Source organism: Azospirillum sp. UENF 211521 (assembly GCF_058780535.1).
Genome location: NZ_JBSNCF010000002.1, coordinates 502,323 through 519,627, shown reverse-complemented (window position 1 = coordinate 519,627; position 17,305 = coordinate 502,323). Strand labels below are relative to the sequence as shown.

Below are 17,305 nucleotides of genomic sequence, written 5' to 3'. Positions count from 1 at the left end.
GCCCAGTTGCAGTTACAACAGTGTCCAGCCGGTCTGCGGGTTGGTTCCCAGGATCTGAGCGGACTGGATGGTGGTTCCGTTCATGGCCCAAAGCGACAGCGCCCCACTGCTCTGCGAGCGCCACAGGATGTCGGTCTGGCCGTCGCCGGTGAAGTCGTCGAGCTTGGCGATCTGCCAGTCGGTCGAGCCGGGGCTGCCGACCGGCTGGACCCGGAAGACGTCGGTGCCGTGCATCTCCCACAGCGACATCGTGCCGGTGCTCTGCGAACGCCACAGGATGTCGGTCTGGCCGTCGCCGGTGAAGTCGGCGGTGCCGGCGATCTGCCAGTCGAGCGAACCGGGGTCGCCGACCACGCTGACCTTGGACACCTGGGTGCCGTTCATCGTCCACAGCGACATGTTGCCCTGCGAGGCCGAGCGCCACAGGATGTCCGGCCGGCCGTCGCCGGAGAAGTCCTCCACCGCGGCGATCTGCCAGTCGGTGGACCCCGGATCGCCGACCGCGCTGACCGCGGCCACGCTCGTGCCGTTCATCGTCCACAGCGACATGATGCCCTGCGAGGCCGAGCGCCACAGGATGTCGGTCTGGCCGTCGCCGGTGAAGTCCTGGGTGGCCGCCACCTGCCAGTCGGTCGAGCCGGGATCGCCGACCGCGCTGACCGCCGCCACGCCGCCCTGGCCGTCCATCGTCCACAGCGACATGATGCCCGCCGACTGCGAGCGCCACAGGATGTCCGCCTTGCCGTCGCCGGAGAAGTCCTGGAAGCCGGCCGGCCGCCAGTCGGTGGAACCGGCGTCGCCCATGAAGGTCGCCGTCGCCTGCGCCCCGTTCATCGACCACAGCGTCAGGCCGCCCTGCGCGTTCTGCCACACCAAATCCGCACGACCGTTCCCGTCAAAGTCCAGCCGCGGAGCGATGGCGGTGGAGGCGATGATGCTGGTGCCGCCGTAGCCGTCACCCTGAATGGACACGCTCTGTGCGTATCCGGAAATCGAGAACGACGACAGCACGCCGCCCGAGCTGTTGAAGAGATTGAAGGTCCCGGCCGAGATGGTGTAGCTCGTCGCGCCGCCGATGCCGCGCAGGTCAACCACCCCGCCGCGCGTCAGGTCGATTCCGGAAACCCGTCCGCCCGAGGACACCACCAGAGTGCCACCGCGCAGCACGGTGTTGCTCGCCGTGTTGCCGGAATAGACGTACCCGATGCCGCCGCTGCTGACCACCGTGCCGACCGCCAGGCCCCCGGCCGAGTAATAGACGCCACCGATGTATTGGGCGCCGCCGGAGCTGACCACCGTGCCGCTGGCGACGCCGCCCGACGACACGTATTCCGCGCCTCCCGAACTGATCACCGTTCCGCTGGCGATGCCGCCCGACAGGATGGTCTGCGAGCCGTAGGAGCGGATGACCGTGCCGCTGGCGACGCCGCCCGACGAGACGACCTGACCGGCGGCGTAGGCGTTCAGGTTCGTGCCCGTGGTGACGCCGCCCGACCGGACCGTGACCCCGCCCCAGGACGTGACGTCGGTGTTGACCGCGCGGCCCCCGGCGACCACGATCAGGCCGCCGCTGTTGAGAACCGAGACGCCGCTGGCGACGCCGCCTGACGCGGCGTAGCTGACCGCGCCGGAACTGACCGTCGCCGACAGCTGGGTGCCGCCGCCCAGCACCTCGGCGATGGTGCCGGCGCTGTAGACGGCGCCGCTGGAGACCACGCCGCTGATCACCGTGGTCGGCGCCACCAGCTGGGTGCCGCTCGATCCGCCGCTCTGCAGGATCAGCCCGAGCGTGCCGCCGGTGACCGCGGTGGCGGACAGCAGGCCGCCGGAGCTGTTGAGCAGGCTGAGCGTCCCGGCCGACACCACGTAGCTGGCCGCCCCGGTCAGGCCGCCCAGTTCCAGGATGCCGCCGCCGCTGAAGTCGATCCCCGAGATGTAGCCGCCCGAGGAGACCATCAGCGCGCCGCCGCGCAGCACGGTGTTGCTCGCCGTGTTGCGCGAGTAGACATACTCCACGCCGCCAGAGCTGATCACCGTGCCGACCGACAGGCCGCCGGCCGAATAATAGACGCCGCCGATATGCTGCTCGCCGCCGGAGCTGATCACCGTGCCGCTGGCGACGCCGCCCGACGACACGTATTCCGCTCCCCCGGAGCTGATCACCGTGCCGCTGGTGATGCCACCCGACAGGATGGTCTGCGAGCCGTAGGAGCGGATGACCGTTCCGCTGGCGACGCCGCCCGACGAGACGACCTGACTGGCGGCGTAGGCGTTCAAGCCCGTGCCCGTGGTGACGCCGCCCGACCGGACCGTCACCCCGCCCCAGGACGTGACGTCGGTGTTGACCGCGCGGCCCCCGGCGACCACGATCAGGCCGCCGCTGTTGAGAACCGAGACGCCGCTGGCGACGCCGCCCGACGCGGCGTAGCTGACCGCGCCGGAACTGACCGTCGCCGACAGCTGGGTGCCGCCGCCCAGCACCTCGGCGATGGTGCCGGCGCTGTAGACGGCGCCGCTGGAGACCACGCCGCTGATCACCGTGGTCGGCGCCACCAGCTGGGTGCCGCTCGATCCGCCGCTCTGCAGGATCAGCCCGAGCGTGCCGCCGGTGACCGCGGTGGCCGACAGCAGGCCGCCGGAGCTGTTGAGCAGGCTGAGCGTCCCGGCCGACACCACGTAGCTGGCCGCCCCGGTCAGGCCGCCCAGTTCCAGGATGCCGCCGCCGCTGAAGTCGATCCCCGAGATGTAGCCGCCCGAGGAGACCATCAGCGCGCCGCCGCGCAGCACGGTGTTGCTCGCCGTGTTGCGCGAGTAGACATACTCCACGCCGCCGGAGCTGATCACCGTGCCGACCGACAGGCCGCCGGCCGAGTAATAGACGCCACCGATGTGCTGCTCGCCGCCGGAGCTGATCACCGTGCCGCTGGCGACGCCGCCCGACGACACGTATTCCGCGCCTCCCGAACTGATCACCGTGCCGCTGGCGACGCCGCCCGACAGGATGGTCTGCGAACCGTAGGTGCGGATGACCGTTCCGCTGGCGACGCCGCCCGACGAGACGACCTGACTGGCGGCGTAGGCGTTCAAGCCCGTGCCCGTGGTGACGCCGCCCGACCGGACCGTCACCCCGCCCCAGGACGTGACGTCGGTGTTGACCGCGCGGCCCCCGGCGACCACGATCAGGCCGCCGCTGTTGAGAACCGAGACGCCGCTGGCGACGCCGCCTGACGCGGCGTAGCTGACCGCGCCGGAACTGACCGTCGCCGACAGCTGGGTGCCGCCGCCCAGCACCTCGGCGATGGTGCCGGCGCTGTAGACGGCGCCGCTGGAGACCACGCCGCTGATCACCGTGGTCGGCGCCACCAGCTGGGTGCCGCTCGATCCGCCGCTCTGCAGGATCAGCCCGAGCGTGCCGCCGGTGACCGCGGTGGCGGACAGCAGGCCGCCGGAGCTGTTGAGCAGGCTGAGCGTCCCGGCCGACACCACGTAGCTGGCCGCCCCGGTCAGGCCGCCCAGCTCCAGGACGCCGCCGCCGCTGAAGTCGATCCCCGAGATGTAGCCGCCCGAGGAAACCATCAGCGCGCCGCCGCGCAGCACGGTGTTGCTCGCCGTGTTGCGCGAGTAGACATACTCCACGCCGCCGGAGCTGATCACCGTGCCGACCGACAGGCCGCCGGCCGAGTAATAGACGCCACCGATGTATTGGGCGCCGCCGGAGCTGATCACCGTGCCGCTGGCGACGCCGCCCGACGACACGTATTCCGCGCCTCCCGAGCTGATCACCGTTCCGCTGGCGACGCCGCCCGACAGAATGGTCTGCGCCCCGGTGCTGCCGATCACCGTGCCCACGGCCACACCGCCCGACGACACGGTTTCGGAGCCGTACCAGTAGTCGGCGCGCGTTCCCGAGGTGACGCCGCCGGAGCTGACCGTTATGAGGCCGCCGGAATCGACCACCGTTCCAACAGCGCTGCCCCCCGCCACGGCGGTGAGCCTGCCGTTGCTGGTCACGAACGCGCTGCTGACCACGCCTCCGGATGTCACAGACAGCGTCGAACCGCTTCCGACCGTTATTCCCGAGGAGGTTTGTCCAATTCCGACGACAATATTGCTCATGTCCTTCTCTCCGATGGCATGCCCCCGGTCACGGGAGTGGGCATGGCAAAACCTGGAATGGTCCTGATCACCGCCTTCACCTGTTCAGCCGTGATCAGCTTCGTGCATTCGAAATGCTGTGGCGTGCCCTTGTGCTTTGGGCACCAGAAGAAATCCCTGTGGTCGAAACGAACCCGCGGATCGTTCCAGCAGCTGTTGCAGGCGTGGTAATTGATCACCCGATAGGGCGTATTGAACTCGTTGGTCGGGTGGGTGAATCCGCTGATCATCACCACCGGGGTTCCGGCCGCCCAGGCCAGCCACCCCAGTCCGCTCGACAGGCCGATGAAGAAGGCGGCGTGCTTCAGCCAGCGCGCCCGTTCCGTCAACGGCCGGTCCCCGGTCTCATCCTGCGCGCCGTGCGGGATGTGGGTCCACATCAGCCCGTCGCCATGCACCGGCTTCTGATCGATGCACACCACCCGGTATCCGGCTTCCTTGAGAAAGTGGACCACCTCCCCCCAGCCGAAGGGGTTGTTCCAGTATTTGCAGCCACTCGAACTCTGCACCGCGATGCACACATAGGGTTCGGCCATGGGACGCGAGTCGTCGGCCAGCGCGATCAATGGCGGGGTCTCGGCGGGGTCGACACCCAGAATATGGCCGGCGGTCCGGTGCAGTCCGACCAACCGGAAGTCGCAGGGCTGAAACACGTGATCGTCGTCGTTGAAGAACAAACCGATGTTGTAGGTGGCGTAATAGCGGGTCGGCTCGACTTCGTCGGGTGCGATCAGGTCGACTTCCGGATTGGCGGCCCGCAGCAACGGGATGATGCGCGCCGCCACGACGCAGGTGACCCGGCAGCCATGGCGTTGCTGGAAGCGGACGGCGTAGGGAAACCAGCCGAGCGTATCGCCCAGCGTGCCCACCGGAAACTGGATCAGGACCTCACGGCCGCGCGCGTCGTAGTCATGCGTCAGAACCTGCTTGTCGCCGTGCCAGACCTCCAGCCGGATCCGCAGGAAATAGCGTTTGGTGCTGTTGACGCGGCCTTCCTTCAAGACGCTTTCGAAAAGGATATTGCCGGTGTCGAGGTCGGACAGGCGGACCCGCCAGAGTTGCCGGCCTTCCGGCAGCAGCACGCGGCACCCATCGTTGAAGTCGTAGCGGAGGCCCATCGGGCCGGCTTGCGTCGGCAGTTCGGTGGGTGCGGAAAACGCACGATCGTCCACGCTCGACGCGGCTGATGCCGTCCCCAGGCCATCGGGGCTGGCATCAGCGCAGGCAGAACCATCAAGTGCTGGGGTTTCACCAATCATGTGTTGAGGACGCGTTTCCAGAGAGAATCGTTTCAGGGAACGGTCATACACATTTCGCGTTTTTCAATCAAGTTTGCATCAGTTTCAATTTTTTATGCCGCTGGCGGAATTCCCGACAACCTCGGCCGAGGCCTACAGCAACGCCCAATCGGTCTGCGGGGTGGCCGACAGGATCTGAGCGGACTGGACGGTGGTTCCGTTCATGGCCCAGAGCGACAGCGCGCCGGTGCTCTGCGAGCGCCACAGGATGTCGGTCTGGCCGTCCCCGGTGAAGTCGTCGAGCTTGGCGATCTGCCAGTCGGTCGAGCCGGGGCTGCCGACCGGCTGGACCCGGAAGACGTCGGTGCCGTGCATCTCCCACAGCGACATCGTGCCGGTGCTCTGCGAACGCCACAGGATGTCGGTCTGGCCGTCGCCGGTGAAGTCGGCGGTGCCGGCGATCTGCCAGTCGAGCGAGCCGGGGTCGCCGACCACGCTGACCTTGGACACCTGGGTGCCGTTCATCGTCCACAGCGACATGTTGCCCTGGGAGGCCGAGCGCCACAGGATGTCCGGGCGGCCGTCGCCGGAGAAGTCCTCCACCGCGGCGATCTGCCAGTCGGTGGACCCCGGATCGCCGACCGCGCTGACCGCGGCCACGCTCGTGCCGTTCATCGTCCACAGCGACATGATGCCCTGGGAGGCCGAGCGCCACAGGATGTCGGTCTGGCCGTCGCCGGTGAAGTCCTGGGTGGCCGCCACCTGCCAGTCGGTCGAGCCGGGATCGCCGACCGCGCTGACCGCCGCCACGCCGCCCTGGCCGTCCATCGTCCACAGCGACATGATGCCCGCCGACTGCGAGCGCCACAGGATGTCCGCCTTGCCGTCGCCGGAGAAGTCCTTGAAGCCGGCCGGCCGCCAGTCGGTGGAACCGGCGTCGCCCATGAAGGTCGCCGTCGCCTGCGCCCCGTTCATCGACCACAGCGTCAGGCCGCCCTGCGCGTTCTGCCACACAAGGTCCGCACGACCGTTCCCGTCAAAGTCCAGCCGCGGCGCCGCCCCGGTCGGGGCCGCGACGGTGCGGTCGGTGAAGAACAGGGTTTCGACGCCGATCAACGTGTCGGTCCCGTCGCTTCCCACAGTGTCCCGAACGATGACCGAGGTGCCGTTGCGCGTGATCGTGTAGTTGGCGAAGGCACCGCTGAAGACCGCCACGTCGTCGCCGCTGCCGCCAACAAGGGTGTCGTTGCCGGCCCCGCCTGTGAGAACGTCGTTCCCGTTCTCACCATAAAGCAGGTCGTTTCCGGCCCCGCCGTCGATCCAGTCATGGCCGTCCCCGGCATAGACGGTGTCGTCACCCGCCAGGGCGGAGATGATGTCGGGGCCCGTCGTTGCGATGGTTCGGTCATTGGCGCCCGGCGGTGCGGCATGACCATCCCCGGCGACGTGGATGAAGTCGTCGTTGGTGGTGCCTTGGGTGGTCGGCACCAGGATCACGGTGTCGCTGCCCTCGTTGGCGACGATCAGGCCATCGGCGGCGAAGGTACCGTCGAGGGTCAGGGCGCTCTCGAAGCTGCCGTTGCCGTCGACGTCGATGGCCAGCGTGGTCACGCCGTTGGCCGCCGTCACCTGGATGCGCGAGGGGGTCAGTGTCAGATTGGTGAAGCGCAGCTTGTCGCCGGCCTCGAAATCGGTGATCCGGTCGCCCACCCACTCCATGGCGGGGCTGCCCAACTGACTGAGATAGGTGCCGGAGAATCGGAACTCGTCGGCGCCGCTGCCGCCGGTCAGGACGTCGGCGCCTTTCCCGCCATACAGTATGTCGTTGCCGCCGCCGCCGCTCAGCGTGTCGTTGCCGGCGCCGCCTTCCAGCCATTGATTGCCGTCGCCGCCGACCAGGCTGTCGTCGCCGTCCCCACCATAAGCAAAAGTGATCGTGTAGCCCTGGTTGTTCAGGATCAGCACGTCGTTGCCGGCCCCGCCGTCCAGAGTGTCGTTGTCGCTTCCGATCAGCGTGTCGTCGCCGTCGTTGCCATACAGCTTGTCGATGCCGGCGCCGCCGTCCAGGTAGTCGTTGCCGGCGCCGCCGACCAGCGTGTCGTTCCCGGCCTCGCCGTACAGGACATCGTTGCCGTCACCACCGCCGATCCAGTCACCCCCGGCCCCGCCATACACCGTGTCGTTGCCGGCGCCGCTGAAGATTGCGTCGTTGCCGGCGGTCGCCTGCGTCAAATCGTTGGATCCGGCCGGCGCGGTGAGGCCATCTCCGGCGACATGAATGAAATCGTTGTTGGAGGTGCCCTGCACCGAAGGCAGGGAGATCACGGTGTCGCTGCCCTCGGTGTCGACGATCAGGCCGTCGGCGGCGAAGGTGCCGTCGAGGGTCAGGGCGCTCTCGAAGCTGCCGTTGCCGTCGACGTCGATGGCCAGCGTGGTCACGCCGTTGGCCGCCGTCACCTGGATGCGCGAGGGGGTCAGTGTCAGATTGGTGAAGCGCAGCTTGTCGCCGGCCTCGAAATCGGTGATCCGGTCGCCCACCCACTCCATGGCGGGGCTGCCCAACTGACTGAGATAGGTGCCGGAGAATCGGAACTCGTCGGCGCCGCTGCCGCCGGTCAGGACGTCGGCGCCTTTCCCGCCATACAGTATGTCGTTGCCGCCGCCGCCGCTCAGCGTGTCGTTGCCGGCGCCGCCCTCCAGCCATTGATTGCCGTCGCCACCGACCAGGCTGTCGTCGCCGTCCCCACCATAAGCAAAAGTGAGCGTGTAGCCCTGGTTGTTCAGGATCAGCACGTCGTTGCCGGCCCCGCCGTCCAGAGTGTCGTTGTCGCTTCCGATCAGCGTGTCGTCGCCGTCGTTGCCGTACAGCTTGTCGTCGCCGGCCCCGCCGTCCAGGCTGTCGTTGCCGGCGCCGCCGACCAGCGTGTCGTTCCCGGCCTCGCCGTACAGGACATCGTTGCCGTCACCGCCGCCGATCCAGTCACTTCCAGCCCCGCCATACACCGTGTCGTTGCCGGCGCCGCTGAAGATCGCGTCGTTGCCGCCGGTCGCCTGCGTCAAATCGTTGGATCCGGCCGGCGCGGTGAGGCCATCTCCGGCAACATGAATGAAGTCGTCGTTGGAGGTGCCCTGCACCGAAGGCAGGGAGATCACGGTGTCGCTGCCCTCGGTTTCGACGATCAGGCCGTCGGCGGCGAAGGTACCGTCGAGGGTCAGGGCGCTCTCGAAGCTGCCGTTGCCGTCGACGTCGATGGCCAGCGTGGTCACCCCGTTGGCCGCCGTCACCTGGATGCGCGAGGGGGGCAGCGTTATCCCGATGAAGCGCAGCTTGTCGCCGCCCTCGAAGTCGGTGATGCGGTCGCCCACCCACTCCATGGCGGGGCTGCCCGAGTGGCTGAGATAGATGCCGAAGAATCGGAACTCGTCGGCGCCGCTGCCGCCGGTCAGGACGTCGGCGCCTTTCCCGCCATACAGTATGTCGTTGCCGCCGCCGCCGCTCAGCGTGTCGTTGCCGGCGCCGCCCTCCAGCCATTGATTGCCGTCGCCACCGACCAGGCTGTCGTCGCCGTCCCCACCATAAGCAAAAGTGAGCGTGTAGCCCTGGTTGTTCAGGATCAGCACATCGTTGCCAGCCCCGCCGTCCAGAGTGTCGTTATCGCTTCCGATCAGCGTGTCGTCGCCGTCGTTGCCGTACAGCTTGTCGTCGCCGGCCCCGCCGTCCAGGCTGTCGTTGCCGGCGCCGCCGACCAGCGTGTCGTTCCCGGCCTCGCCGTACAGGACGTCGTTGCCGTCACCGCCGCCGATCCAGTCACTTCCAGCCCCGCCATACACCGTGTCATCGCCATCGAGCGCATCGATGACGTCGTTGCCGTCGGTTGCCTGCGTCAAGTCGTTCGCCCCCGCCGGCGCGATCCGTCCATCACCAGGGAGGTGAATGAAATCGTTGCTATTCGACACGCTTGCTATTCCTTGTTGAGAGGGCGCCAACCGCACAGGACGTCGCAACTGTAAGCAACATTCCCTTGCCGGAAATTGCTGCATACTATGTTATGCGATTGAAAACCGCACCTTATGGTTTTATCATATCGATTGTTGCGATAAAACCGTCATCCACCATGCGGGTTAAAGACGCACAGGACCGCGCCCCTAAACTGCATTTTCCTTTTTTACAGACCCCCGACGAAGTGGTATATGGGACCATCTCAATCTTTCATAATGCAGAAAGATTGAAAGCCATGGAAACCAACCACAATGTCGCAAAGCCACTCTTTCAGAAACGCGTTGGGAGAAGACACGCAACTCTCTGGAGTGGAAATGCTGGTGACGCCTCCGGCCGATCCGCAAGCTTTTGCGTCCAGCGGAAGCTCGACTCTCGACGCCTTGCTCGCCCTGTCCGACGTCGGCGATACGGCGCGGTGGAACTTCGCTGCGGCCGTCGGCACGCCGTACAGCGCGCCGGGCGGGCTCGGTCAGTCGGTTTCCATCACCTACAGCTTCATGACCGCCGTCCCGTCCTACTACCAAGCGGGAAGCATCACGCGGTTCACCCCGTTCACGGAATCGCAGAAGGCCGCCGCGCGGGCCGTGCTCGCGCTCTATGCGCAGGTGGCGAACGTCACCTTCACCGAGGTGGCGGACAGCGGCAACGGCGGGCAGATCCGCTTCGGCACCGACACGCTGAGTGACAGTGGCGGCTACGCTTATTATCCGTCCTTCAGCTACAGCTATTCCGGTTCGCCGGGGGCGTCCGGGACCATCACGCAGGTTTATGAAAACCCGATCGGCGGCGATGTCTGGCTGGACGCCAGCAACACCAATCTCGACCAGACCCAGGGCCGATTCGGCAACATGACGCTGATCCATGAGATCGGCCATGCGCTTGGCTTGAAGCATCCGTTCGAGGCACCGAACACGCTGCCGACCGCCCAGGACAACTACGATTATTCGGTGATGTCCTACACGGCGCCCTCGAACAGCACGCTCATAACAGTGACGGGAACCGCCAACCAGTATTCCTGGGTGTCGGAGATGGTCGTGCCGCGCACGCCGATGCTCTACGATGTCGCCGCCGTTCAATATCTCTACGGTGCCAACACCGCCACGCGGAGCGGCGACACCGTCTATTCCTGGCAGGTTTCCGAAGCCTTCTTCGAGACGATCTGGGATGGCGGCGGCACCGACACCATCGACCTGTCCAATCAAACCCTGGGAAGCCGCCTCGATCTGCGACCGGGCAGCCTCAGCTCCATCGCGATCCGCCAGAGCGATGCCGAGCGGCGGATGAACCTGCCGAGCTGGGCGACCGGCGTGCCAACCCCGACTTACGACGGTGTCAACAATCTGGGGATCGCTGCCGGTGTGATCATCGAGACCGCCATCGGCGGCGCCGGCAACGACAGCATCGTCGGCAACGATGCCGCAAACACTCTGCGGGGCGGTGCGGGCGATGACACGTTGGAAGGGGGAGTGGGCAACGATACGCTGGACGGCGGCGCCGGCATCGACGTTGCGTCCTTCGGCGGCGCCTACGCCACTTACGCGGTGGTGCGCACCGCCACCGGCGTCACCGTTCGGGACACCGTGGGGACCGGCGGCACCGACACCCTGACGAACACCGAGACGCTGCTCTTCAGCGACCGCTCCTTGTCCGTGTCCACATTGCCTCTCGTGGCGGCGCCGCGGCTGGACTTTGACGGGAACGGTCGTGCGGATTTGGTGTGGCAGAACGCGCAGGGCGGCCTGACGCTGTGGTCGATGAACGGGGCGCAGGCGACGGCGACCTTCATGGGCGACGCCGGTTCCACCGACTGGCGGCCGGCCGGCTTCCAGGACTTCTCCGGCGACGGCAAGGCGGACATCCTGTGGCGCTCGCAGTCGGCGGGCATCATGTCGCTGTGGACGATGGACGGCCAGGGCGGCGTGGCGGCGGTCAGCGCGGTCGGCGATCCCGGCTCGACCGACTGGCAGGTGGCGGCCACCCAGGACTTCACCGGCGACGGCCAGACCGACATCCTGTGGCGCTCGGCCTCGCAGGGCATCATGTCGCTGTGGACGATGAACGGCACGAGCGTGGCCGCGGTCAGCGCGGTCGGCGATCCGGGGTCCACCGACTGGCAGATCGCCGCGGTGGAGGACTTCTCCGGCGACGGCCGGCCGGACATCCTGTGGCGCTCGGCCTCGCAGGGCAACATGTCGCTGTGGACGATGAACGGCACCCAGGTGTCCAAGGTCAGCGTGGTCGGCGACCCCGGTTCGCTCGACTGGCAGATCGCCGGCACCGCCGACTTCACCGGCGACGGCCAGACCGACATCCTGTGGCGTTCGCAGAGCACCGGCACGATGTCGCTGTGGGAGATGCACGGCACCGACGTCTTCCGGGTCCAGCCAGTCGGCAGCCCCGGCTCGACCGACTGGCAGATCGCCAAGCTCGACGACTTCACCGGGGACGGCCAGACCGACATCCTGTGGCGCTCGCAAAGCACCGGCGCGCTGTCGCTCTGGGCCATGAACGGAACCTCCATCCAGTCCGCTCAGATCCTGGGAACCAACCCGCAGACCGGCTGGACACTTCTATGACATGAGCGACGCGAAACCAATCGCACGTTGATGCGACATCCGTCCGGAAGCCGCTATCGACCAGCTTGAATGGAAGCTGGCATTCAAAGACAACTCATCATGGCTATGCAAAATCACGAAGCGGCTCCACTTCTCATCGCCTTGCATCATACCACCGGCATCAACCTTTTGTCCTCGGATGGCCGGGCGTCCAAGCCGCTTACGGAGCTGGATGTCTCTGCGATACTCGCCTTCCGGACGTCATTGCCCGAAGGACTAAGCGAGGAGATCGCTCACCGCTTCCTGATCGGCGATCCGGCGGCCGTCACGCCGCTCGTGTATTTGATCACCTCGGCTCTGATCGAAGGTGACCTTGCGACGGCGGCCAAGATGCTGCGCGTTGCGAACCTGTATGCGCCGCAGCATTCGGAGATCAGTCTGCTTCACGCGTTCATCGCGTGCCAGCGCGGTGACCTCGTCCGCATGACGGCCTGCCTCAGCCGGGCGGCACAACAGTCGGCGAGCAGCGACTTGCTGCTGAATTTCACGCAACACGTCCTGCACACCATGCTCATGCGTCCAGACACCGCTCCGCCGGCGCGTCTGGGCATGATTGCCTACCAGCGCGGCGGACAGGTCACCATCGCCGTGGCCGTCGGGGGGCGCTCGGCTCCCTTCGAGGTGAAGATCGCCGTCACGCACCGGGCCATCCGGAGGACGGTTCCGGTCCCCCTGAAGGAATGGACCACCCTGGAGGGGTTTACGCTCCTGCTTGGGGAATTCTCGTTGCCGGTGGAAGCGAGCGTCAACCACCCGTGTGGCATTGCCTTTGCCGACGACGGGACAAGCTTCGTCAACGCTCCGCTGGCTCCGCTGTCCGACGATGTGGAAATCGGCATTCACGCCGTCCGCCTGCCCACGCTCCCCGCAGCACCCCAAGCCATCGAGCTGGGGGCACCGATGTCCGTGGACATCATCATTCCGGTCTACCAGCGGCCCGACCTCCTCGACCGTCTGCTGAACACGCTGCTGGATGACCTGCCGGATGAACGGATCGAGCGGCTCATCATCATCGACGACGCGAGCGATCCTTTCACCGCGCGCTACCTCGAGGGATTGGGCGAAGTGTTGGGCCGCAAGTTCATCTTGCTGCGCAATCGGGAAAATCTGGGTTTCCTGGAAAGCTGCAACCGTGCCTTCTCGGCGTCCCAGGCCCCCTTCGTCATCCTGCTGAATTCCGACATCGAACTGCCCACCGGTTGGCTCGATCGGCTGATGGCTCCCTTCGTTCACGACGCGTCGATCGGGCTGGTCACACCGCTGGCGACCTCGGGCGCCAACCTTACCGTCACTCTGCAGCCGGGACAGGACTGGCGCGAGGCCGATGCCATCGCCGGCCAACGCAGCCCCCGCTACGCCGATGCGTGCACCGCCATTGGCTACTGCCTCGCCATCCGACGGACCGCCCTGCCGACAGGACCGCTGTTCGACCCGGTCTACTCCCACGGCTACGGCGAGGACTCCGACCTGCATTACCGGGTCAAACGCCGCGGCGCGCGCTCGGTCATCTGCGACAATCTGGTGATCCACCATCACGGATCAGCCAGTTACCTGCTTCAGCCCGACCTGTCACGCATCCAGGCGCGAAACCGGCGGGTGTTCTTCTCACGCTGGGGCCAGACCCACATCGCCGACGAGTTGAGCTACAACCTGTCCGGCTCGCTCCGGCACCTCATGGACGGGCATGGCAATCTCAACGCCCTGCTGGCGAACCAGGCGGTGGACGCCCTGTTCATCCTGCCGACCGACGCACTCCAATATGGCGGGGTCCGCGCGACGGTCAGCCTGGTGGAGTATCTTGTGGCCCGGGGATGGAACGCCAAGATCCTCTGCCTGACCGAGGCCCACCAGATCGCATCGGGCTGGAAGGGCGGCGTTCGGCCCTACGTCGACCTCAATCATGCGTTGCGTGACATCACCGAACTGACCGTGGTGGTTCCGACCTGCATCGACACCATTGAAACGGCGCGCCTGCTGAGCAGTCATTTCAAGGCGCCGATTCTCTGGTTTCTCCAGGGACCGGAGGCCTATTTCGACGGCGGCAAGACATTCCCGGCGTTTCGCGACGCGTTGCGTAATGTCGACCACATCGTCGGCGTGTCGGATTATCTCAGGAATTTCGCCCAAACGCTGTCCGGGCGATCGATCGCGACGATTCCGTTCGGCCCCAACCCGCTCGTTTTCTACCCACGCACAGGAAAACCGCGGCGCCCCCGGTCGATCGCCATGGCCATTCCGGGCAGCGTCGAAAAGGGGGCCGGCTTGGCCCTTCCCGTCGCCGAAGTGCTGCGGGAACAAGGCTTCTCCCTGTCCTTCTTCGGGAAGCAGACCGATACGGCCGAAGCGCTGGCCGGGTTCGGCGAGGTGCATGGCTTCCTCGAACCCGCCAAGGTGGCGCAGCTCTTCTCGCAGGTCGAATTCTACCTCGATTTCTCGCTCTATGAGGGACTGGGCCTGCTTCCGCTCGAGGCGGCCTTCTGCGGCGCCATTCCAGTCATGACGCGCAAAGGGGCGCCGGAGACCATTTTTACGCATGGCCGGGACGCCGTCTTCATCGACAACTTCCTGGACATCGATGCGGTCGCGCGCACCATCGCCGCCATCGAACAATCAGACTTGGAAGACCTGCGCCGGGGCGGTCAAGCGCTTGCGCACCGGGTTGGTGAGCAGCGGGGTTATGCTGCCTTCGAGTCCTGCCTGAAGGGACTGGGCTTGACACCGCAGGGCGCGGGACGTGGCTTGCTGTATCAGTGCCCCAAACAGAAGTGAGCGCACCAATGCATGACCTCAAAGCGGATGGCGCGGTCGGGTGCCTCGATCTGCTGACCGCCGATCGACTGGAGGGGTGGGTTTGGCGGCCCGACCGGCCCGACCGGCCCGTTAGCGTACAATTGCTGCTGGACGGCTGGATCGTGCGCAGCGTCGATGCAACCCGATACCGCCCCGATCTGGAGAAGGCGGGCATTGGCAATGGGCGCCACGGCTTCGTTCTTCCGATCCTTGCCCAGGATATGGAGCAGCGACCACGCACCCTGAAGGTGGCTCTTGACGAGATCGTCATCGAGGATTTTTCCGTTCCCATCGCCAATCTCAACGTGATGGAGACGAACATCGCGATGCGATTGCTGTTCGGAGCCTTGTTCAGTCAGCGAGGCCAGGGAGGGTGGAATTGAGCGGGATGTTGGGGATTGGTGTCGTCACGCACCGGCGCCCGGCCGCGCTTGCCACGCTGCTTGATGCGTTGCGGCGGGCGACACACGGAGACCACCGCCTCGTGGTCGCCGACGACGGCAGCGGTGACGAGACGCTCGATGTCTGTCGGCGGGCGGACGTGCCCTTCGTCACGGGCGCAAACCGCGGGGTGGCATGGAACAAGAATCGCGCCCTCCATTGGCTGCTTGGGCGGGGGTGCGACCGGTTCATCCTTTTGGAGGACGACACGGGAGTAACCGAAGACGGCTGGAACCGATCATGGATCGAGGCCATCGACCGCTGGCATCACGTCAACTGGATGGGTGCCTCGCACATTCCCTTCGTGACGGAAGGAATGTTCTACGGTGGTCATGGAACCCCGGAAGAGCCTTATGTCTGTGAGTATCTGCACGGCCTCTGCATGGCGTTCTCGCTGCGCTCGCTGGCCGAGGTCGGGTTCTATGACACCCGATTCCGAGGGTACGGCTTCGAGCACTTGGACCTCACCATTCGCAACCGCCGCGCCGGATTCGGCGTGCGCGAGATTGAGCGGCCGGAGGGCGCCATTTCCTCCTTCGTCATGATCCCCGGCGGGCTGACCATCCTTGACATGCCGTCTGGCGCCGACCTGACCGCGGTCGAACGAAACCGCGCCGTTTTCCATACCCTCCAGGAAGCCCCGATCCACCGTCTGCCGTGGCAGGATGACGCCGAAAGGCATCTGTTGGAATCCGAAACCGGCACAACCCTCGTGCTGCCGGGGCTTGTGCCGCCGGGCCATGGGACGGAAGCCGTGCGGAGACCCGGTTAGGGTGGCGTGACGGCGCCGATGCCGATCAGCGTCGTCGCCACGGCCAAGTTCCGGTCCATCATGGCCACCTTCGGACCATCGGTCGCCCGCCACCGGCCGCAATCCGCACCGGGGACAGGTTCCCGTTGATCTTGTCCCGTTTCCGGGCACAGCTATTCACGCCGACGGTGCCTTGGCCACTCGGATGTGACGCTGGCGACGGTCGCGTGAACAGCTTGCCGATTGCCATCGCGTTCGATGCCAGCAAGCGACTCCAGACGGGCTTGGTCGCAGGAACCGCGGCATCTTCGTTATCGACCGCTTGCTCCCTCGGGAGCCCAACCATGCCGTCCATCACGGCAGGACGAGATCGCCCTGCTCCATGACGGTCATGCAGACGCCATTGGCCGGTATTCTCCACGTGCCCTTTCCGGCCCTCATCTCACACGGATGAGATGAGGGCCGGTGGGAGGAACAGCCCCTCGGACGGGGAAAGGTCCTCGGCTCGCGAAGCCTTGCACGAGATCAGCCGACCGATTTCAGAACGGGATTTCGTCGTCCAGATCGTCGTGCTTGGGCGGAGCCCCGCCGCCGCTGCGGCCGCCACCGCCACCGCCGTAGCCGCCACCGCCGCTGCTGCCACCGCCGTAGCCACCGCCACCACCGCCGCCACGCGACTCGTAGCCGCCGCCACCGCCGCCGCCGTAACCGCCACCACCGCCGCCTTCGCCCTCACGACCGCCGGTGAAATCGATCTCGGCGACACGCACCGACAGGCCGGCGCCACGGGTGCCGTCGCGCTTCTCGAACTCGCGGAGCGTCACCTCGCCGGAGATCACCACGGCCTTGCCCTTGGTCAGGTGCGGTGCCAGAGCCTCCGCACGGCGGCCCCAGACGGAGCAGTCCACCCACTGGGTGGTCTTGCGGTCGCCAAACCCGACGTCGTTGGCAACGCGGAAGCCCAGAACCTTTTCACCGCTCTGCGTGGAGCGAAGCTCGCCATCCGCGCCGAGGCGCCCCGTAAACGTCCATACATTCATCGCACGTGTCTCCTAGCGCGGGTTCCCGGTATCCCATCCGACCCGTTCGGGCGCCCGGCGGAAGGGCGTCCGGATACCGGGGGTGTCTGTTCGCAGGGCCGGTTTGATCCGTGGTCCGGTCCATGCCCGCCCCGCCTTGCGCTTCACAAAGCACGGGGGACAGGCACGGGTCAACCGCCGCCGCCGGAGCGCCTTGCCCCTTCCGTCCGGAACAACCCGCCCGGCCCGCACGGAAGAGAACACTCCATGAACAAACATAGCAGAGAGAGTCCGTG

Annotated in this window: 8 protein-coding genes; 4 read left to right on the top strand and 4 right to left on the bottom strand. The window is 66.4% G+C overall.

Features of this window, described 5'->3' with window-relative positions; genetic code table 11:
- Nucleotides 1-12: 12 nt before the first annotated feature.
- From ACWPN5_RS19035 to ACWPN5_RS19025, 3 genes are all read right to left on the bottom strand, one after another.
- Nucleotides 13-4,116, bottom strand: a complete 4,104-nt coding sequence (locus tag ACWPN5_RS19035; RefSeq protein WP_492296858.1) for an AIDA repeat-containing protein — start codon at nt 4,114-4,116, stop codon at nt 13-15.
- Complete coding sequence (locus ACWPN5_RS19030) at nt 4,113-5,414, bottom strand: autotransporter strand-loop-strand O-heptosyltransferase (protein WP_145691160.1); 1,302 nt, start codon at nt 5,412-5,414, stop codon at nt 4,113-4,115. The genes ACWPN5_RS19035 and ACWPN5_RS19030 overlap by 4 nt, the downstream gene beginning before the upstream one ends.
- Nucleotides 5,415-5,546: 132 nt before the next feature.
- Nucleotides 5,547-9,281 (bottom strand): FG-GAP-like repeat-containing protein, encoded by a 3,735-nt coding sequence (locus ACWPN5_RS19025; protein ID WP_492296856.1) that lies wholly within the window; start codon nt 9,279-9,281, stop codon nt 5,547-5,549.
- A 426-nt stretch (nt 9,282-9,707) separates the two neighbouring features.
- Here ACWPN5_RS19025 and ACWPN5_RS19020 point away from each other — a divergent pair, with 426 nt between their 5' ends.
- From ACWPN5_RS19020 to ACWPN5_RS19005, 4 genes are all read left to right on the top strand, one after another.
- The gene (locus ACWPN5_RS19020; RefSeq protein ID WP_492296854.1) at nt 9,708-11,969 is read left to right on the top strand and encodes an FG-GAP-like repeat-containing protein; all 2,262 of its coding nucleotides are present in this window, start codon (nt 9,708-9,710) and stop codon (nt 11,967-11,969) included.
- A gap of 69 nt (nt 11,970-12,038) precedes the next feature.
- Nucleotides 12,039-14,777 carry a glycosyltransferase gene (locus tag ACWPN5_RS19015; protein ID WP_492296853.1) on the top strand — a complete coding sequence of 913 codons (2,739 nt, stop codon included), beginning with the start codon at nt 12,039-12,041 and terminating at the stop codon, nt 14,775-14,777.
- A gap of 8 nt (nt 14,778-14,785) precedes the next feature.
- Nucleotides 14,786-15,181 (top strand): hypothetical protein, encoded by a 396-nt coding sequence (locus ACWPN5_RS19010; RefSeq protein ID WP_200479998.1) that lies wholly within the window; start codon nt 14,786-14,788, stop codon nt 15,179-15,181.
- Nucleotides 15,182-15,186: 5 nt separating this feature from the next.
- A complete protein-coding gene (locus tag ACWPN5_RS19005) occupies nt 15,187-16,011 on the top strand; it encodes a glycosyltransferase family 2 protein (RefSeq protein WP_492298001.1) in 825 nt (274 codons plus the stop codon).
- A gap of 518 nt (nt 16,012-16,529) precedes the next feature.
- Here the strand turns inward: ACWPN5_RS19005 and ACWPN5_RS19000 are convergent.
- On the bottom strand, nt 16,530-17,030 hold the full coding sequence (locus ACWPN5_RS19000) for a single-stranded DNA-binding protein (RefSeq protein WP_145690304.1): 501 nt from the start codon (nt 17,028-17,030) through the stop codon (nt 16,530-16,532).
- Nucleotides 17,031-17,305 lie beyond the last annotated feature (275 nt).